Source organism: Rhodococcus sp. SB1D, assembly GCF_048573875.1.
Taxonomy (GTDB): domain Bacteria; phylum Actinomycetota; class Actinomycetes; order Mycobacteriales; family Mycobacteriaceae; genus Rhodococcus_F; species Rhodococcus_F qingshengii.
In genome coordinates this window covers 21,948-41,230 of record NZ_JBMAIQ010000016.1, presented here as the reverse complement: position 1 = coordinate 41,230, position 19,283 = coordinate 21,948, and the positions used below count along the sequence as shown (strand labels likewise).

Below are 19,283 nucleotides of genomic sequence, written 5' to 3'. Positions count from 1 at the left end.
CGGTAGGCAAAGCGCACGATGAAATGACCGACTTCAGTCAGCGAGAGGGTGGACCATGACCGACGGACTTCCAGCGGGGATCGATCCGAGCGTGCCGCCCAGTGGCGCGGGATGCGTTGAATGCGATGCGAGCGGCGGTTGGTGGGTGCACCTGCGTCGATGCGCGCAATGCGGTCACGTGGGGTGTTGCGACTCCTCACCGTCACAGCACGCAAGCAAGCATGCGGCCTCGACGAAGCATCCGTTCATGCAGAGCTACGAACCCGGTGAGGATTGGTTCTGGAGCTTCGAAACCAACGAGGCGTACGACGGACCTGAATTGGCGGCGCCCACTTCACATCCCGTAGATCAGCCGACGCCGGGACCTAAGGGTCGTGTCCCAGCCGATTGGCAGCAACACATCCACTGACTCAGTTCGGTTGGTCGATCGACCTCAAAGTCGAGACGTTCGACGACTCCTGATCCAATGCGTTGTCGATGCAGGCTTGAAACTGAGCCTGCATTGCCTCCACGACCGCGATATGACTCGCCAACACATCGACGAGCGCATCCGGGCCGCCAACCGCCTTTTCCTCGAACTTGACCTGCAGTGCCCGGGCGGATCCGAGAGTGCCGAAGCCTCCCACTTGCCCGAGATAGTTCGCATCGTCCGACAGTGACCTGAACAGCGAAATTAGATCATCACACGCCTTCGCCAGATCCTCTGCGACCCTCTTCTCCAGATACAAACCGGACATCACATACTCCAATTCACTACGAGTCGAATCTCTTCCGAGCGTTATTCGGGAAGCAGCGGTAACACGGTCAGACCTACCCGCTCAACCAGTTCACACGAAGTTTCGGGGCGCTGGTCACCGACTTTCGCACCCACTCGAATCATCGCCGTGGACTGAGCAGTCGCGAAGGCGATATTGCACGCGGTGTCCGCCTTGTCATTGTGTTCCTGGAACATCAGGACCTCTCGGCCGGCAAGTTGAATTCGATGTAGATCGCGCATCACCGGATTTGCTTCGACGTCCGCAAGCGAGTGTGTTGTGGAAGTCAGACGGAGGAAGAACCAAGATCCTTCCCACTTGCATATATTGAACCCATCGATATGGGTGTTGACTATGTCAACCTCTTTTGTTGCCGGGTCAACTCCGACTCTCTCCAATTCCTCATTGCCGAGAACCTCACACGGATCAAACATCCCAATCACATCGACAGGGAAAGCCTCGCCCTCGACCGTCGAGGAACAACCCCCAACCAACAGCGCGGCCGCGACCAGGACCACTGCAACCCTCACTCCCACAGCACTCCCCCTCGTTCGCGACCCGCTCACAGTATTGGACGCTCCCCAGCACCGATCGGTTCCACCCCATTGCATTCCGTTGCAACCCTTCACCCACGCCGATAATCGGCCTAGCGTCGATCTACCAGGGGATTCACAACGAAGTGAGGTGCGGATCAATGAAGGCAGCACGGTTCCACGGGCAGAAAGACATCCGGATCGAAGAGATCCCTGAGCCCGAATTGCGGCCAGGAACAGTCAAGCTGAAGGTCGCATGGTGCGGAATCTGCGGCACCGATCTCCACGAGTACCTCGAGGGACCGATCTTCATCTCCGCACCGGGCCACCCGCATCCACTCTCACACGAGAATGCGCCGGTCACGATGGGCCACGAGTTCTCCGGCACCGTCGAAGAGGTCGGCGAAGGTGTCACGGACGTCGAGGTCGGTGAAAATGTTGTCGTCGAGCCGTACTTCGTCTGCAACGAGTGCGCCCCGTGCAAGGCGGGCAACTACCACCTGTGTACGAAGATGGGGTTCATCGGCTTGGCCGGCGGCGGTGGCGGACTCAGCGAGAAGGTCGTCGTCGACCGTCGCTGGATCCACAAGATCGGCAACATCCCGCTCGACGAGGCAGCTCTCATCGAACCGTTGAGCGTCGCCCATCACGCCGTCGTACGCAGTGGAGCCGAAAGCGGCAACGTCGCCATCGTGGGCGGAGCCGGACCGATCGGACTCCTCGTTGCGGCAGTCCTCAAGGGTCTGGGTGTCACGACGATCGTCACCGAACTCAGCGAGGCCCGCAAAGCCAAGGCCCTCTCCAGTGGAGTCGCCGACTACGTCATCGATCCCACCACCGAAGACGTCAAAGCGCGCGTCCTCGAACTCAGCGGAGGCATCGGCGCAGACATCGGTTTCGAGTGCGCAGGCGTCAACGCAGTACTCGACACCATGCTCGACACGGTCAGGCCTGCTGGAGTTGTTGTCAACGTGTCGATTTGGGGCAAGCCCGCGACCATCGACATGCAGAAGCTGGTCCTCAAGGAAATCGACCTACGCGGAACCATCGCGTACGTACGCGACCATGAAGCGGTCATCAAGATGGTCCAGGACGGTGTCGTCGATCTGGCGCCATTCATCACCGGTCGTATTCAGCTCGAAGAATTGATCTCCGAAGGATTCACCACTCTGATCGAGCACAACGACACTGCAGTCAAGATTCTCGTCAGGTCGTAACCGGACGGGGCACCTCCGGGCCCACCGCAGTCAGGGACCCAGGTGCCCGCCCTTTGCCCCATCCGATCTTCTCTCGGTAGCGGCCGATGTGATCGTCCTCGATCACATCGGCCGTTTCCAACGGCGTGGATTGCGGATGCACATACAGCGCATCCGTCGGGCAATATGCCTCACACATGAAGCAGGTCTGGCAATCCGATTGGCGCGCAATCACCGGGACGCCCGACGGCGTCCGATCGAAAACATCTGTAGGACAAACGTCTACGCACTTGTCGCAGCCGATGCAGTCAGGCGCGGACACCAGCTCGATCATGACGCCACCAGTGCAGACCCGACAGATTCAGAAGTTCGGGTCCACACCGAATCCAAACCGCCGGTGAGGACGTGATGGTGCTGCGTCACATCGAGTTCGGGATAATCGTCTCGCTTGCTCATTCCCCGAGTCTCGGTCCGCGCCAACGTCGAGTGGTACATCCAGCGACCGACGGCCGTGATCGCGGCAGCCTGCCGCGCCGCCATCCGACCTGCTGGATCCGCACCCAGATCCGACCTCACTGCACCCCACAGCGATTCGAGCTCACCGAGCGCTGCGGATACTCGATCACCGCTGCGGAGGTAGTTCTTGTCGAAGGGAATCAGCTGCGCCTGAGCAGCTTTCACCACATCGTCGGCAGCAAACCCGGTTCGTACCGGATTACGCAATCCGACGGTTCCGGCTCCGCGTAGACCACTGGTAGCCCTGCGTCCGACCGACAGCGCATAGCGCGCAGCACCGATTCCCGCCCATGAACCAGAGGACATCGCCCACGCGGCGTTGTGACTTCCCCCGCCGGTAAACCCTCCGCAGATTCGCTCTCGGGTCGCTGCGTCCCCGGCGGCAAACAGACCTGGAACGGATGACGCGCAATCGTCGTCGACGACGTTGATTCCCCCAGTGCCGCGCACCGTGCCTTCAGCGAGCATGCCGACCTCGAATTTGTCGGTGAAGGGATCGATTCCGCGGCGATCGAATTGAAGGAAGAAGTTGGGTTGCCCCAGCCTCATTCGACGCTGCACCTCGGCGTCGGCCCGATCGATCTGCGCGAACACGGGCTCGTTCCGCAACGTGCTGGCGATGACGGACCTCCCCTTCGCCGAACCGGCCCCTTCGAGCACTCTTCCGTCTGCGTGGAAGAACGTCGCGTACGCGTAGTAAGCCGTCTTGGTGATCGTCGATCCGGCCGCTGCGATTCCGTACGCGTTCGAGAACTCCATCCCAGAGAACTCTGCTCCGACTTCCGCTGCCATCAATGCACCGTCACCGGTATCGACGTTGGTACCCAGCGCACCGGACAGAAACGCACAACCTCCGCTGGCGACCACTACCGCGCCTGCCGAGACTCGGTAGTCCTGATGTTCGTGACGCTGGTATCCGGCGACTCCGCGAACTCGGCCCTCACAGTCCACCAACAACTCCAGTGCCGGCGAATGGTCGAGGATCCGCACCCCGGCTCGACGAATCCAGGTGCGCATCCGTCGCATGTACTCAGGTCCCTGCAAGCCGGTACGGATCTGCTTGCCCGTGCTGGGGTCGATGGGGAACGGATATCTGCCCTCCACCGCGAGGAGATCCATGTTGGAGTAGGTCTGCTCGAGAACGCGGTCCATCCAATGGTGGTCTGCAAGATATCCGCCGAGCGCCTCACGACCGGCCTTCGCCCGCTCACGGGCAGTCGTATCCGGTTCGACGTACCAAACACCTGTTCCGGAGGGGGCCGTTGCGCCGCTCGTTCCGCAGTAGCCCTTGTCGACCAGGACGACGTCTGCACCGGCCTTGGCCGCGCGCAACGCTGCCCATGCGCCGGCGGGGCCACCACCGATCACCAATACATCGGTGGAGAGTTCGAGGACGTCCGTCACTGGCCAGCTCCTGTCAGAGGTCTACGCAACACTTCTGTTGCCGCAATATTCCTCGAACGAACTACGCAGCGCCACAGTCAGAATCACTGTGAACTCAACCGGTCACCATCGCATCGACAGATGCGCTACGACGCTTCCCGCTCCTCGTCGGTGCACAACGCGGAGTACTTGGCGAAGGCTTCCTGCAAGGTCAGCGATTTGCGTCGCTCGGCGATGTCGCGGGGCTTTCCCTGTGCAACACATCGACGAGCATGCTCGATCACAGCTTCACGAATGACGCTGGAAATGTCCGCGCCCGTGAGCTCTTGGAGGGCCTCTAGGGCCCTCAGTTCCTCTACGTCGAATCTCACCGTTACCGATCGTCTAGCCACGCTCAGGATGTTACTTGCGGGTACACCAAATTTGGTGAGTTACATATGCGTCGAGTCGAATATCTTTGGGCGCCAAAACCTTCGAATTCCGATCTACGTGGGTAAATAGTTTTCCACTCACGGCACTCATGTAATGCAACGCACACGGCGCTAGCCAGCGTGCCGACGGACACTGTCGCTGTCTATGCTTGCGAAACACTGCCTTCGATCGGAGATATACCGCGTGAGCATCGACCACATCGTTTCCGCAGTCGACGGCGACGCTGCCGAGCGAATCAAGACGGCTCTGGCCGAGAGAGCCGCAACCTCGACGGACACGACCACGCTGGTGTTCGACGGCGTGAGCATCGAGATTCCGCCATCGGTCGGCGACGCCGTCGTGCAGCTCCTGACCTACCTCGCTGCCGGCGACAGCGTCGCCCTCGGGCCCGTCGCAGAACTCCTCACCACCTCGCAGGCAGCAGAGATCCTCGGCGTTTCGGACACATATGTACGTAAGCTCGCCGACGCCGGGAAACTCCCGATCGAACTACGCGGCACCCACCGCAGGTTCCGCCTCGATGACGTGTTGGCTTACCGCGAGCAGTTCCCCAAACGCGCCTAGCTCTTCGCGTACATTCCTTCGATCTCCTTCGAGAACCGATCGACGACGACATTGCGCTTGATCTTGAGCGTCGCTGTCATCTCACCGTCTTCCTCGGTCAGATCGCGATCGAGAATGACGAACTTCTTGATCGACTCCGCATGCGAGACAGCAGCATTGGCGTCGTCGACGGCCTTCTGCAGCTCCGCTCGAAGGTCCTTGTCATCACGTAGTTCGGCGACGGTGGCGCCGGAAGGCTTGCCGTTCTCCGACTTCCACTTCTCGAACACCTCAGGGTCGACGGTCAACAGCGCCGTGATGTAGGTCTTCCCGTCGCCGACGACAACTGCCTGCGAGACGATGGAATGCGAACGGATACGGTCTTCCATCGGGCCCGGCGAGACGTTCTTGCCGCCCGCCGTCACCAGAAGATCCTTCTTGCGTCCGGTGATGGAAAGGTAACCGTCGCTGTCGAGTTCACCGAGATCACCGGTGCGCATCCAGCCGTTGACGAACGTCTCTTCGGTGGCCTTGTCGTTCTTCCAGTAGCCCTTGAAAACAACCCCGCCGTTGAGTTCGATCTCGCCGTCCTCGGCGATGCGAACCCCGTTGCCGCCCATCGGCTGTCCGACGGTTCCGATCTTCTGAGCACCCGGGACGTTGACACAGTGCGCCGCAGTGGTTTCGGTGAGACCGTAACCCTCGTAGATCGGAACTCCGAGCCCACGGAAGAAGTGCCCCAGTTCAGGAGTGAGCGCGCCGCCGCCGGAGATCGCGAACCAGCATTCGCCGCCGAGAGCCTCACGAAGCTTCGAGTACACGAGCTTGTCCGCCACTGCGTGCTTCGCCTTCAAGATCAGCGAGGGACCGCCCTTGTCGAGGGCTTGGCTGTACTCCTTGGCAGTGGCTTCTGCGAAGGCGAAGATCGCGCCGGGAATCTTTCCACCGGACTCCGCCTTGCGTGCTGCGCCGTCACGAACTTTTTCGAATACACGCGGAACACCGAGGATGGTGTTGGGCTTGTACCGCTCGAATTGAGTTGTAATGGTGGCAAAGTCGGACCAGTGTGCCTGCGAAGCACCAGCTTCGAACGTCGCGAGGGACACCGCGCGAGCCAGTACGTGAGCGAGCGGCAGGAAGGTCAGGACTCGGTTTCCCGGAACCGCCACCTCGCCGATCGATGCAGTGAGAATCCCGCGCACCTCGGACAGGAAGTTGCGATGTGTGAGGATGCATCCCTTGGGACGGCCTGTCGTGCCAGAGGTGTAGACGAGCGACGCCAGATCGTCGGCCTTGATGCCCGCGAGTCGCTTCTTCAGCTCGGTATCGTCAACGTCGGCGCCCTGTGCGGTCAGCTTTTCGACTGCTCCGTCGTCGATCTGCATGACGGCCTTGAGAGAGCTTGGCGCGTCCTGGAACAGCTGCTCGTGCGCGCCGGTTTCGACGATCGCGATGACGGCCTCGGAGTCTTCGAGGATCCAGCTGACCTGCCCCTGAGACGACGAGTCGTAGATCGGGACGGTAGCGGCGCCGGCAGCCCAGATGGCGAAGTCGAAGAGCGTCCACTCGTATCGGGTCGCGGAGAGGAGTGCGACGCGGTCGCCTGCCTGCACGCCAGCGGCGATGAGACCGTTTGCGACGCCGGTGACCTGCTCGGCGAACTCTTTGGCTGTGACGTCTACCCAACCCTCGCCCTTGGGGCGGGAGAACACCGTCAGTTCGGGCGTGCGCTCGGCGTGAGTGAAGACGGTGTGCACCACAGACTCATTGTCGGAGATGGTGAACTGGGCTTTGGCGCTGTACTCACTCACAGGGTGTCATCTCCGTTGGTCTGCGATTCGATGCTGATTCTGAAGCGGTGGAGTGCGCGGGCGAAGTCTGCGACCTCGGACTCGGTCCAATCGTGCAGCCTGCCGGCGACTTGGTCGAGCCGACGCGCGTCGGCGGCGTCGAGGTATTTGCGGCCAGCCTCCGTGAGGTGCAGCGGATTGCCCTGACGAACGGATCCCGGATCGGCATATACCCAGCCTGCCTCGATGCACCCGCGCACTTGGCGCGAGATGGTCGAGCGGTTGACGCCGAAGACTTCGGAGATCTCCGTGGCCTTGCATCCGTCATTGCGGCCGATGAAGGAGAGGAACGAATGCTGGGCGATCGACGGGTGGTCATCGGAATGCCGATCCCCCGTCATCAACTGCCGCGTCAGGTGCACCAGCTCGTCATGAACGGCTGGTGGACCGGTGAGCGCCATTGCTCCGTCGTGTTGCACTGGGCAACTATAACGCTGCCCCCAGTGTCCGACGCAATATGACCGCCGCCACCGACAAGAAGTCCGTCGGTGGCGGCGTGAAAAGTTAGACCAGATCCTCACCGTTGCGGCGAGCAGTTGCCCAATCCTTGAAGAATCCCTTGCTGATGACTCCCAGCACGACCAAGACCAACGCCGGCCAGATCAGAACATAAATGGTCAGTAGAGCTGTACTCATTCGTATTCCTTCCACTTGTCTCGACGGTTACTTTCCGGACGCTCCCACGGCAGGAAGCTCGTCATCGTCGAAGTCTCCCGTCCGCTGCTTGATCAGTTCGAAATCGAACGTCTCACGCTGATTGACGGACATCGCAAAGCACACGACGGTACTGACGGCATAGGCCACCAAAGATCCGCTGAGCGTTGGGTAGTCGTGCAGGAAGCCGATCGCGAACGGCGCGGACAGCACGATCGCCAGGCCACCGACGATCTGCGCAACCTTCAGACCGAAGAATCCAAATACCATGAGTCCCAGCACCACTCCGATACCGATAACGGCAACGATGTCGGAGAAGAGCCCGAACATCCCATCCATCGGCACCCAACTGAATCGGACGGGCAAGAAGGCGGCAAGCGCCACCAGAACCGACACAGTGAAGGCCTTGTTGGTGACCTTTCCCCAATAGAAGCTCGCGATAACCGGGAACACCAGCGCGCCCCACAGCGCGCCGACGAACACCAACAGATCAAGAATGCTCAGTTGCAGACTTGCCAAGGAGATAGCCGCCGCCGTGGCAACTATCATCGTTACTCGGCCGATGAGCAGCATCCGTCGAGGGTTCGCATTGGCCTTGCCTGCGACGGCTTGGCCGTAAACGTCGGTCATCACGATGGACGAGAGCGCAGCAAGGTCCGAGTCTGCCGTCGATGACAGCGCGCCGATGATCATGACAAAGAAGACGGCCAGCAAAATTCCGGGCAGGTACGACGCGGCCATCTGCGGAATCAGGTTGTTGACGTCACCATCCATCGGCTCGATTCCGAGGTACAGAGCGAGAACACCCAGCATTCCGACACCAATGACCGTTGCGCCGTATCCGACGGTTGCGGTGATGAAGGTGGGCTTGATCAGGTCTTCGCGGACCGCGAACAGACGTTGGGCAATGGTCTGGTTGCCGATTGCGTAGGCAAGAACTGCCGCGATGTACGGCGCGCCCTGCTCGAAGAAGGCAACGCTCGAGAAGAAGTTGCCCTGCTCAGCAGTAAGGTTGCCTGCCCCGGATTCGAAGGCTGCCGGGAACCCTGCCGCAAAGAAGATGAACGGCACCAAAACCGCTACCGCACCGAGCATTCCGATCAGCTGAACGAAGTCGGTCAACACCGAAGCGCGGAAGCCCGACCACAACGTGTACAGCAAAACGCCCAGCGCAACGATGAACACACCCTGGATGAAGTTGAACGGCGAAAGCAACGCGATCAGCAGACCACCAGCGAGGAAGTTCGACATCAAACTGATGAGACTGCCGACGATATTGGAGCCCGCGAGCATCAGCTGACTCGAGCGTCCGTGCCGCGCGTACATGACCTCAGCCAGGGTGTGGGCTTTCGGCGCCACTTTGCGAATTCGCTGGCCAAACGGATAAATGAAGAGAATCATCAACGCGCCCCATAAACCGTAGTGAATGGGGCCGGAGATTCCGTAGGTGTATCCAGAAGTGGCAGATGCATACATCGACGACGCCCAAATCCAGGTGGCCGTCATACTCGCGGCCGAAACACCAAATCCTAACTTATTTCCGGCGGTCATAAAACCGTCGGCATTTTCCTGTTTCTTACCAATACGAAGAGAAATCAGAAAAGTTCCACCATAAAAAGCAACAAGCAGTGAAACAATTACCAAGGTACTGAACTGGACCATGTCGGACCCCGTCACATGCCACATCCTTCGCACATAATCGGCAGAGCAAAGCACAAAACCCCTGTTCAGGATCTTTGCGTTTCGTTTCTGCACGCCCTAGGAGCGACCGCCATACCAACACCGGTCACATATTCAATTGACTAGCAACACGCACTTCGTCTCTTCGGAAACCCAACCTCCACAAAATAAATCTTCTGCGCAAGCTTTTGGCTCGACCACGCAATTTAACAACCGAGAATCGACCATAGCATGATGGCAATTTCGAGCAAAAACTCCAATATTTTCCCACCCGAAAATATTCATGATTCCGCCGCAGAAAAATCATGCGCTTCCAGCGCATATAACAACTCCGCATCGATTGAAATCGATGCTCGATTCGATCGCTCAGCTACTTCGACAGGACCATCCTGGCAAACCGTCGACCCCACTCGGGATCGGCGGAAACATGCTGGTCCAGCGGATTGGAGACAATCGCCCCGATCATTCGCAGGTACACGAGAGTGTCTCGCACCATCCACGTCCAATCGTCGTCCCCGAGTCGTGTTCCGTCTGTTGTCGACCAACCCAATGCCGTGAGGCCTTCGATCATCACTTCACTACGTTCGGACTCCGACAAGCCGGCAGCCAACGTAAGGAACAGAATTCGGCCGGCTTCCTGCGCCAACTCACCCTTTCCCAACGGCATGGCCGACACGATGTGACGCCACAGCTCGCCTTCATATGCAAGCACTGACGCGCCGAGTCGAGTCAGAAGCAATGTGCCTCGGAGTTTCCGGACAAATCTCAGTGTCTTTGCGACTTCAACGAGTACTGCTAATTGCGAGTCACTCCCTGCCGTGACACCGATCCAGTCGCTGCCCCAATCGAGTTCGTCTCGGGCGGCCGCAACATGGTCCGAAGGAAGTGCCCCGGACGCCGTCAAAACAATCCCACCACCTCGCGCGGAGTTCAGCAGCCACAGCAGTTGGCGGGTTGCTCCTTCACGCATCACCTCGAAATAGTTGTCATATCCGCCACGAAGCTCCGATTTGGCAACTGCGGCAAACAGTTTCGGCGCGGAATGAACCGACAGGCGGCGCATGAACTTCTCGAACACCGAGCTTCCCACAGGTGGTGACTTATGCAGTGCCACTGCAATGGTGACTGCTGCATTGGACTCTGCGGGAACAAAACGTTCGGGATCGAACAGTCCGGTACTCGCCTGCACGTTCAGGAACTCGCGATACCCGATCGGACCGCCAGAATCCTCCGGCGGGCACGCTCTCTCGCCGTCGAGACAGGATGGCTCAGAAATCGGCTGGTCTTCGACAATCTGCTCGAGAACCAACGTGTGACTCCACCTTGCGCGGGCGTTGTACTCATAACGGACGTACTCCCCGACCGCGGTAACTGCCTCGTCGATCCGGACTTCGTCCTCACCAAACTCGCCTTCCTGGTATCCGTCGCGCTCGATCACCTCTGGCGCGATATACCGATCTGGGCCATTGTCCGTTGAATGATGGACACTCACCCACTGATGAGCGTGTTGATCTCCCCACCCCATCACCGCCTGCACAATCGAATGAAGTTGGTCCAGTTCGATATTCGACGGGACCGAAAACCGTCTCCAAATAGGCGGCGTGATGCAATCGAGTTCGATCCGCATGACAAAGTTCGCCACCTCCGGCCGTCGACGCTGATTCCGCATCTGCCTCGGCGTAAGGACCTTCATCTGGCTTTGCGCCGCTTGATATGCAGGTACCAAACGCAGATGTGAAGCTCGCCGAACTCGCTGACCCGTCATGTATGGAGGCTAGATCTACCTACCGACAGCCGAGATACTCACTGCCACAAGGTTGCCCGATTTGTCGGGGCTCGCATCTTGTCGCTGGTCGGCTGTCAAGTCCAGATCAACACGGACCTACCCAGGCATCTTTGATCATCCACTGCGCGGACAATAGTGTGCGCCGATTACCGTAGACCTGACAGCTACCGCACGAAAACAGTGCCCAGCGCCTGCTCGGACTGGCACAGAACATGAGGATCCATGAGCGACCAAGACACGACCGCCGACCAGCCCCTCCATATCAACGGCGCCATTGCCTTGGTGACGGACGAGCGCGACGAATTGGTTCGCCTGTGCGTTCAAACTCTCGCCGAACTACTGGGCAGTGAGCCTGCCACCGATGACGACGGCGACATTGTCGTGCCGGTTCACGGGTTTGTCGTCTACGTAACTGTTGCGGATGACGGCCCTCAGATCAACGTCTGGTCCTCGGTCCTGACGGGCCTCGGCAATCCCTCGCACGCTGCGACTCGACTGATCGAACTCGCGCAGGAATGGCCACGCCTGCGCTTCGCCTTCAGCGGCGACCACCTACTGGTCTCCACGATGCTCGACGCCGATCCCTTCGCTCCGCAGCATCTGCTGAACCTGATCGACGAGGTTCACGACTTCACTCACGAACTCGACGACGATTTTGCTGAATCCTTCGGCGGAGACCTCGACTGCGACGCCGATGACGACAGCTACGCCGGAGACTGCAATCCCGGCGGTTGCGGCGGAGACTGTGACTGTGCGTGCGGCGATGAAGCAGACGGCGAGCTCAGCATCAGGGCGGTCACCTCGACGCCCAGCAAGTAAGCAATACCTCACGGCTAGTTTTGCGTGCGTGCATCTCTGCGATTGCAGAGATTCGCGCACGCTTACGTTTGTCGTCGCTCCACGGGACGACCGAAAGCGACCGAATGAAAATCGACTGCGCGGCAGGAACGACGACGGAAAGATCGTCACTGCCGGTTTCGCGACTGTGCAGCGCAATGACCTTCGGCCTGGCAGCGAACTCATCCAACAGACCACGACGGGTTGGCCTGCTATTCCTTTGTGCGGCTTGGCCGATCGCTCATATCAGTCGCCGATTTAGACGCCGAACGCGCCTGAATCGCGAAAAACATTCGCCTACAGCTACTTTCGTCGGCGTAATTCAACGACGCAACGCCCCCTAGATGTCGCAGTACCAACCAGACGACTGGGATTGCGGGCGAGGCCGCCCCAAGATCAGCCTGAGTACGGCTCGCACGCAGGTCCGGTGATGTAGCCCTGCTCGCAGCCGTGCTGCGTTTGGATATCACCGCTGGTCGGCTCTTTGCCACACTTAACACCGCAGCGTTCGTATCCGTTTACGACACCATCACCGTTCCGGTCTTCGTCAGGGTCATATGGGTAACCACCTCCCGGATTCGTGTTCGCCTCCGCACGCATCTCCGCACAGGCCGGATCGGTCGTGGAGTACGAGCCATCGGTGTACACCGCAGTTCCCGGGTAATCGCAGTACCGTAGAACCCTTTCCGAAGCTTGTGTAGTTGCCGGAGGCACATAGGTGTCGCAGGATGCCTCGTAGCCAGTGGTGTTATCGGAGTACAACGCGGTACCTGACTGGTAGAGGGAGAGATCGCCGCATACGAAGGTGATCGGCGCGACCTCGGGTGTGCTACTTGGGGGAGGTACTACGGACTCAGTTGCCGGGACGGCTGTTGACGATGAGCTTGATGGGGTTGTCGACGGCAAGTCTGTGCCTGGGCCGCCGCAAGCAGAAAGACTGAACGACGAGAGCAATGCGCCAACAGCGAGGATAAGCGCTCTCTTCATGTCAGTCTCCTGTGCGTTCCCGCACGCTGTTGTGTCGAACGAGCAACTCCGGCGATCATCGCCGTTAGCATTCTCCGCATCGTGCCGCCTTCACGCGGTAGCGATTCGGCTCACATTGATAATCGGCAGACGAGAAAACTCGTTACGGAGTTGCGAGTTCTCTCGCCTGTGATCGACAACATCGCGCCAGCACCGAGCCCCCGAACGACCGCCCGAACGAGAAGTTGAGCGCAGCCAGCTTTCCCGCTTCGGATTCGGCGTTCACCAGTTTTCGGTAGCACTCCTTTGTGTTGGCGGCACTCGTGACAGTGGTCGGCGTATCGACTAGTTCCGACGCTGATTGACCGATCGAGAGCCTTGACAGGAGGAAGCGAGTTGCGCGTTACTGCGTATCCGTACTGACCAATGGCCCAGTGCGCTTCATTGATCTTTGCGCAGACCGACACTGGCTCCGCAACCTGTCCGCCGGTAATCGAAGCAAGAGTGTGGTCAATTCCGTATCACTAGTAAGTGAGGCAAGTACCTTCGCGACTTAAATGACGTTCACCAGCCACTGAAACGCGTTACGTCAGCGCTGTGAAGTCGACGAGTTCCTTTTCAATGTCAGCTAAGGGCTTCTCTCCAGTTGCTGCTTCGATGGCTCGCGGCGCCAATCCTCGATCGAGCATGAATGCCATCAGTTTCGTGATTGTCGACTTGGCTGCCTGCAGCTGAGTCAACTGCCCCGACTTCGGATCGCTGAACGCCGTCAGGCGGTTGATTCGGGCGGAGAGTTTCGTCTCCACATCCGCCAACTGGTACCAGAGCGCTTCGTCATGAGGAAGGCCGAGCATCTTGCGTGCATGCTCGGTCGATACCCGCAGGATCAACGTTGTCGAATCCGTGATCGGCTGATCGGGGGCACCGCCGCCTACCGCCGCGCCCGCGGCCACCGCCGCGCCCGCTCCGGCCAAACCACCAAGCATTCCGAGACCACCGATCATCCCTCCCGGCCCGAATGCTGCAAGCCCGCCGACGATAGCGGCGCCACCTGCCGCGGCAGCCGGCGCTGCGAGCATAAGCCCGACAGGTCCGGCCGCGACCAAGGCGAGACCGACTGCGGCTGTAATTACCCTGCCCCAGGGGACGCCACCGCGACTGTCCAAGCATTTCTGGACGTCTTCGAGGGCGGTGCTCACTGTCTTTCCGAGCTGACGCACGAACCCCAATTCGACGGCGATGTCGGCGAGTGCGTCGCGGGGGGCGTTGCCAATTTCGAGTTCATACGGATCGATGATGTTCGTCAGCGCGAGCACCACCAACTCGCCGACCACTTCGTGGATCTCCCATCGATGCGGAATCATCGGCAATTGACCATTGCTCAGTTGCTGTAGTTCGACTGCGACGGGCTGTCCACTCACTGACGCGGCCTGCTCTATTTGAGCGACGATGTTGTCCTGGACGATGTCGAGTGCATGTCGGTAGCGTTCGGCCAGCGCTTTGTCTTTGAGGTTGCGGTGGACCGCATGCGCGTAGTGCAGCATCAACAACACCGAGGCCTCGTTGTCATTGAGACGAACCGCGATATCCGATGTGCGGATGACGATTTCCTTCGAGGGGTACAGAAGATCTGCAACCAGCATGGCGAGGGCGCGATGTCCGAGATACGCCCCAGAGGCATGGGATGCGCCGTTGTCGATGACGAAATCCTGGGCGCCGGGAAAGGTGGTCGCCAGCCCCCTGCCGCCGGTGACGACGTCGCCGACATCGAGGAAGTTCGACCAGTCATCGACCCGGCCGTACGGAAACTTCTTGAGCAATCGCTCGCTGCTGTCGTGAACGGCCTGCACATTCGCCGGGCTACCGATGGTGATGAACCTGCGGACATGGACATTTTCAGGAAGGTGGTCGAGAAGATCGATCGCGATGACGCTGCCCAGGCTGTGGCCGATCAGAATGATCTCGCCAGAGGTGGGCAGATGGTCAAGGATGTGCCGCAGGATCGCTCCGCGGACCGGTTCCTCCCGAACGTACTTGCGTACTTGCTGCAGATCCAAGAGTGATAGCGATCCGATCGCGGCCTGCTGCAGTGGAGCGAGAACCTGCCCGGGCACACGATGGAAACCGAAGGTACGGACCCCGCCCTCGAGACCCAGAATCCGCTGGACTCTCGCCTGGCGCCGCTCAAAGCCGCGGCGACTGGCCGAGTCGTCGCGCGGTTTGTACGTCACCGGGGGCAGCTTCGCACCAATACCGTTTGTTGTGAGGAACGAACTGTAGTGAGGTGCGATGACCATATCCCGATTGACCGCGCCGAAACCGGCCTGTTCGAGACCGCGGTCGAGACCTTCGAGCCAACTCGATTTCGGATCGCCGTCACCGATTCCGTGCAGAAATACAATCTTCACAACCATGTCCCTCTCGAAGGTCGAACCCTGGTATCACCTAAACCACTACTGTTGTTCGCTACAAAGATTCGAAAAAGATGAGCACCGCCGAAAATCTCGAACGGATTCTCTGCGCTAACTTCGCAATACCGTACAGAGGAGGACCGACACCTCCGCGACCAGCTTGCCAAATTTCGTTCGCGACCACTGCATTAGGTCAGCCAATTATCGAGATCGGCTTAGCTCGAATGGGGTCCTCGCGATTATTTGCGGGTATGTCGCGGTATTCGTCATGCGGCTACGTCAACGATCAAGTAATCGGGGATCGCAAACCATCCACAAGCATAAACTGTGACAATGGGTCGGATCGTGCGATCCGAACCTGAACATTCCCGAACGTATATGTGACAGCGCCCGATGCGGCGGATCTGAAGGCCGATGCAGAAAATCCGTACTGAATCTCGGGCACCCCTTGAGATCTGCGACGGCGAATTCCATACCGGCTGGTTATATCCGGCTCGCGGTGCCACTGGAAGTAACCGGGTAATCAACTCGATGCAACGTGACCGCTCCGGAACTGCTCTCAGCTTGCTCACCAAGACCCACCGGCACCTGCCTGGTTGTCGCTTTGAGAGCCGAGGTTTCGGTGTACTTGAAGGCTCCGCAGTTGTCATCGTTGTCGTAACTTCAGTCGACGCGTTGTCAGTGTATGAGCCACGCTGTCAACGCCAGGGCCTCGACGCTGAGCGTCGCAGCCGGCTATTTTCGCATGGCGGTATATCGGCGAGCTCCGAGTCGTTTCGGCTGGCCCGCACTCGCCGCAATGCGGCTGGATCTCACTTCACTTTTCAGAGAACGAAATCGAGGTCAGCCGCCCACCTCGACACCGTAACCGGGACAGCAATAGCGCCAAGTCCGTGGTTATGCCCCTGACCTGCCGCCCGACGGCGCCAAACATCTGCGCGGCGGATAGATCGGCAAGAACCATCGTTCGTTCGACAGTCCAAGGCCGAGTACAGAAATGGCAAGTTTTCCGTCGGGACCCTAAACCGACTGAGACTGCTCCTAAGTCGCCGAAAGAATTGTCGCCGTCGACTGCTGCTGCGGGGACAGCAAGTTGGCGACCCGCAGGTAGAGCATCGAAATCTACGCGGACACTCGGCCCACTATCACTCGCACTGCCGACGGAGAGCTTGACTGCGCCGTCCTCATCCACGGTGTTGCTGTAGAAGACAGAATCCTGATCCGAAGCGGCTTTACTGCCTCCGCCCGGGAGGAAGACGACCATATGCCGCGCAAACTGAAGCACAAATGGCACAACCGAAATCTGACGGCTCAGGCGACGGCGGTAAAACCCTTCGCCCGATCTTTGTCGGCCGACGTCCACAGTGTCGTCGACAGTTCGGCCTTCACCAGCGGGATAACCTCTTCCGCAAATCGGCGCAGGGTGTCCTTCTGCTGCTCGAAGTCGAGCACGTGATTGACCGACACCGATTGGAAATCGTGGCCGTAGCTCTCGTGATAATCGAGGATCTTCTCGGCGACTCGCTCCGAAGACCCGACCAACGCCGGCCCGCGGTCGACGGCTTCCTCGATCGTCCGGAAGCTCGTCGACTTTCCGACCGCTTTGGGATCGTGCTTGCGTTTGTCGGCCTGCGCAACGGCGCCTTCGTAGATCGGACGGAACTCTTCGATCGCCTGTTCGGTCGTGTCGGCGAGGAACAATCCGCCCGAACCCGATCCGACGTACGCCTTGGACGGGTCGTGCCCGTACGCCAGGTACTGCTCGCGGTAGTGGTCGATCAGCACTTTGTAGTTCTCACGAGGCTGGAAGGCGTTGGCGGTGACGATGGGGTCGCCCCACTTCGCCGCCAGTTCGACGGCCTCGAACGAGGTAGCCGATCCATGCCAGATACGGAACGGTCCGTCGTAGGGACGCGGTAGCGTCGTCGCGTCCTCGAGCGATGGTCGGTGAGTCCCCACCCACTTGACGTTTTCCTCGCTGATCAGCAGTTTGAGGAGTTCATAGTTCTCGGTGAGGTATTCGTACTGCTTGGCGATATCCAACCCGAGGAGCGGGTACTGAAGGACCTCGTTGCCCTTGCCGATCACGATCTCGAGGCGTCCCCGGCTGAGTTGATCGATGGTTCCGAAATCTTCGGCGACTCGGATCGGATCAAGTAGCGAAAGGACCGTGACACCTGTCGACAGCAGGATTCTGTCCGTGGCCTGCGCAATCGCCCCCAAAACGACGGTTGGCGCCGACGAAAGAACCGGCCCGGCGTGGCGCTCACCCACCGAGAACGAATCGATACCCAGTTCTTCGGCGAGAACCGCCAGTTCGACGACGCGGTTGAGCCGATCGGACGGGGCAACTTCCTCGCCGGTCACTGGATGGGGTGGGTTGAAAATGATGTCCAGAACCTGAAAACGCATGACCCGTCTTTCTCGATAACCGCACAGCGCGCCTGTCCCTCGGAGGCTAGTGCGCGGCTGCTCGACGGATCCGCCATCCGAGGACGCCCCTGACACGACGAGATCACGAAAAACCCTATTCAACAACTACTTTCGAATCAATGGCACTATTCGGTCGATAAAACTCTCCCCGATCCGAAGTCGCCCGAAAACATGCCGAACTCCCGCCAGGCAGGACCTGTGTCACCGACCAATCAAGCGCACGGTAAACATGAAGTACTAAGAGTGCGTTCCCTTATCGTTAAGAGGTACTTGTTATGAACGGTGCGGCGGCCATCGGTGATGGCATATTCCAGATTCCTGTCCCGATCACGGACAACCCGCTCGGGCACACGCTCGTCTACGCCATGGAATCCCCCGGCGGACTGATCTTGGTCGACGCTGGTTGGGGTGACGACAACGGCTGGCAGGGCCTCAACGCGGGGCTCGCCGAGATCGGACATTCGGTGACCGACATCGAGGGCGTTGTGGTCACGCACTTCCATCCGGACCACACCGGACTGTGCGGACGGGTCCGCGAGGCATCCGGCGCCTGGATCGCCATGCACGAGGACGACCACTACCTGTTCGATCAGATGGCCACTGCGCGTAACGAGGAGTGGATGGCGTACCAGCTCGACAACATGGAACGTGCCGGAGCGCCCGCAGCTGACCGTGATGCCTTCCGACTGGCTGCCGCGGGTGAGTCTCCGGTGGGCCCCGAGTCGGCCCCCGACCGCCTTCTCGTCGACGACGAGATCATCGCACTCACCGGCCGCGGCCTCCGCGTTGTCTACACCCCCGGCCACACGCCTGGTCACGTCTGCTTCTACCTCGACGACGCCGACGTCATGTTCACCGGCGACCACGTCCTGCAGAAGACGACACCCCACGTCGGCAACTTCGTGTACCCCCTCGACGAGCGTGATGCCCTCGCCGATTTCCTCGACTCGCTCGCACGGGTGCAGAACATGAACATCACCCGCGGTCTCGGCGCTCACGGCATTCCGATCGACGACGTCGGAGGTCGCGCCGGCGAGCTGATCGAGCATCACCAGGAGCGACTCGATCACCTGCTGCAGGAGTTCGCCGACGACAAGCTCACGGTGTGGGACGTCGCGGCAAAGATGAAGTGGTACAAGCCGTGGGCCGAGATCTCCCCGATGGGAAAGACGATGGCGCTCTCCGAGGGCGCAGCTCACCTTCGCCATCTGGTTGCCCGAGAGCAGGTCTCTCAGGTTCCCGGCTCCGAGCCAGCGCTCTTCGCTCGCTCCGTCTGAAAGATCAGGGCCGACAAGCACTCCGCTCGTC

17 protein-coding genes are annotated in these 19,283 nt (G+C 59.7%); 5 read left to right on the top strand and 12 right to left on the bottom strand.

The annotated features are described in order from the left end of the window. The first annotated feature begins 55 nt into the window (after positions 1 to 55). Positions 56 to 409 carry a UBP-type zinc finger domain-containing protein gene (locus ACN50D_RS27655; RefSeq protein WP_003941317.1) on the top strand — a complete coding sequence of 118 codons (354 nt, stop codon included), beginning with the start codon at positions 56 to 58 and terminating at the stop codon, positions 407 to 409. Position 410: 1 nt separating this feature from the next. On the opposite strand, the gene ACN50D_RS27650 is transcribed toward ACN50D_RS27655, so the two are convergent. Next, positions 411 to 737, bottom strand: coding sequence for a hypothetical protein (locus ACN50D_RS27650; RefSeq protein ID WP_007726060.1), 327 nt, complete (start codon positions 735 to 737; stop codon positions 411 to 413). A gap of 41 nt (positions 738 to 778) precedes the next feature. Next, a complete protein-coding gene (locus ACN50D_RS27645; protein ID WP_007726058.1) occupies positions 779 to 1,285 on the bottom strand; it encodes a DUF3558 family protein in 507 nt (168 codons plus the stop codon). A 164-nt stretch (positions 1,286 to 1,449) separates the two neighbouring features. On the opposite strand from ACN50D_RS27645, the gene ACN50D_RS27640 reads away from it, so the two are divergent. Then, positions 1,450 to 2,505: a 2,3-butanediol dehydrogenase gene (locus ACN50D_RS27640; protein ID WP_003941279.1), complete on the top strand. Its 1,056-nt coding sequence runs from the start codon at positions 1,450 to 1,452 to the stop codon at positions 2,503 to 2,505. Here the strand turns inward: ACN50D_RS27640 and ACN50D_RS27635 are convergent. From ACN50D_RS27635 to ACN50D_RS27625, 3 genes are all read right to left on the bottom strand, one after another. Then, complete coding sequence (locus ACN50D_RS27635) at positions 2,495 to 2,818, bottom strand: 4Fe-4S dicluster domain-containing protein (protein ID WP_007726052.1); 324 nt, start codon at positions 2,816 to 2,818, stop codon at positions 2,495 to 2,497. The genes ACN50D_RS27640 and ACN50D_RS27635 overlap by 11 nt on opposite strands. Next, positions 2,815 to 4,404, bottom strand: coding sequence for an FAD-dependent oxidoreductase (locus ACN50D_RS27630; RefSeq protein WP_212634087.1), 1,590 nt, complete (start codon positions 4,402 to 4,404; stop codon positions 2,815 to 2,817). The genes ACN50D_RS27635 and ACN50D_RS27630 overlap by 4 nt, the downstream gene beginning before the upstream one ends. A 125-nt stretch (positions 4,405 to 4,529) precedes the next feature. Then, positions 4,530 to 4,775 carry a hypothetical protein gene (locus ACN50D_RS27625; protein WP_258537558.1) on the bottom strand — a complete coding sequence of 82 codons (246 nt, stop codon included), beginning with the start codon at positions 4,773 to 4,775 and terminating at the stop codon, positions 4,530 to 4,532. 223 nt (positions 4,776 to 4,998) lie between these two features. On the opposite strand from ACN50D_RS27625, the gene ACN50D_RS27620 reads away from it, so the two are divergent. Next, positions 4,999 to 5,379, top strand: a complete 381-nt coding sequence (locus tag ACN50D_RS27620; RefSeq protein WP_212634086.1) for a helix-turn-helix domain-containing protein — start codon at positions 4,999 to 5,001, stop codon at positions 5,377 to 5,379. Here the strand turns inward: ACN50D_RS27620 and ACN50D_RS27615 are convergent. The 5 genes from ACN50D_RS27615 to ACN50D_RS27595 form a co-directional block, all read right to left on the bottom strand. Further along, on the bottom strand, positions 5,376 to 7,169 hold the full coding sequence (locus tag ACN50D_RS27615; protein ID WP_212634085.1) for an AMP-dependent synthetase/ligase: 1,794 nt from the start codon (positions 7,167 to 7,169) through the stop codon (positions 5,376 to 5,378). The genes ACN50D_RS27620 and ACN50D_RS27615 overlap by 4 nt on opposite strands. Further along, a complete protein-coding gene (locus ACN50D_RS27610) occupies positions 7,166 to 7,627 on the bottom strand; it encodes a MarR family winged helix-turn-helix transcriptional regulator (RefSeq protein WP_003941330.1) in 462 nt (153 codons plus the stop codon). The genes ACN50D_RS27615 and ACN50D_RS27610 overlap by 4 nt, the downstream gene beginning before the upstream one ends. Before the next feature lie 85 nt (positions 7,628 to 7,712). After that, complete coding sequence (locus ACN50D_RS27605; protein ID WP_003941363.1) at positions 7,713 to 7,844, bottom strand: putative transporter small subunit; 132 nt, start codon at positions 7,842 to 7,844, stop codon at positions 7,713 to 7,715. 27 nt (positions 7,845 to 7,871) lie between these two features. Continuing rightward, complete coding sequence (locus ACN50D_RS27600) at positions 7,872 to 9,524, bottom strand: sodium:solute symporter family protein (RefSeq protein WP_172827044.1); 1,653 nt, start codon at positions 9,522 to 9,524, stop codon at positions 7,872 to 7,874. 388 nt (positions 9,525 to 9,912) lie between these two features. Continuing rightward, positions 9,913 to 11,169, bottom strand: a complete 1,257-nt coding sequence (locus tag ACN50D_RS27595) for a plasmid pRiA4b ORF-3 family protein (RefSeq protein WP_212634102.1) — start codon at positions 11,167 to 11,169, stop codon at positions 9,913 to 9,915. 381 nt (positions 11,170 to 11,550) lie between these two features. Between ACN50D_RS27595 and ACN50D_RS27590 the strand changes: the two genes are divergently transcribed. Continuing rightward, the gene (locus tag ACN50D_RS27590; protein ID WP_162114807.1) at positions 11,551 to 12,147 is read left to right on the top strand and encodes a T3SS (YopN, CesT) and YbjN peptide-binding chaperone 1; all 597 of its coding nucleotides are present in this window, start codon (positions 11,551 to 11,553) and stop codon (positions 12,145 to 12,147) included. Positions 12,148 to 13,715: 1,568 nt separating this feature from the next. Here ACN50D_RS27590 and ACN50D_RS27585 read toward each other — a convergent pair. Continuing rightward, the gene (locus tag ACN50D_RS27585) at positions 13,716 to 15,539 is read right to left on the bottom strand and encodes an alpha/beta hydrolase (protein ID WP_212634084.1); all 1,824 of its coding nucleotides are present in this window, start codon (positions 15,537 to 15,539) and stop codon (positions 13,716 to 13,718) included. 1,314 nt (positions 15,540 to 16,853) lie between these two features. Next, positions 16,854 to 17,954, bottom strand: coding sequence for an LLM class flavin-dependent oxidoreductase (locus ACN50D_RS27580; RefSeq protein ID WP_212634083.1), 1,101 nt, complete (start codon positions 17,952 to 17,954; stop codon positions 16,854 to 16,856). 296 nt (positions 17,955 to 18,250) lie between these two features. Between ACN50D_RS27580 and ACN50D_RS27575 the strand changes: the two genes are divergently transcribed. Continuing rightward, on the top strand, positions 18,251 to 19,252 hold the full coding sequence (locus tag ACN50D_RS27575) for an MBL fold metallo-hydrolase (RefSeq protein WP_212634082.1): 1,002 nt from the start codon (positions 18,251 to 18,253) through the stop codon (positions 19,250 to 19,252). Positions 19,253 to 19,283: the final 31 nt, after the last annotated feature.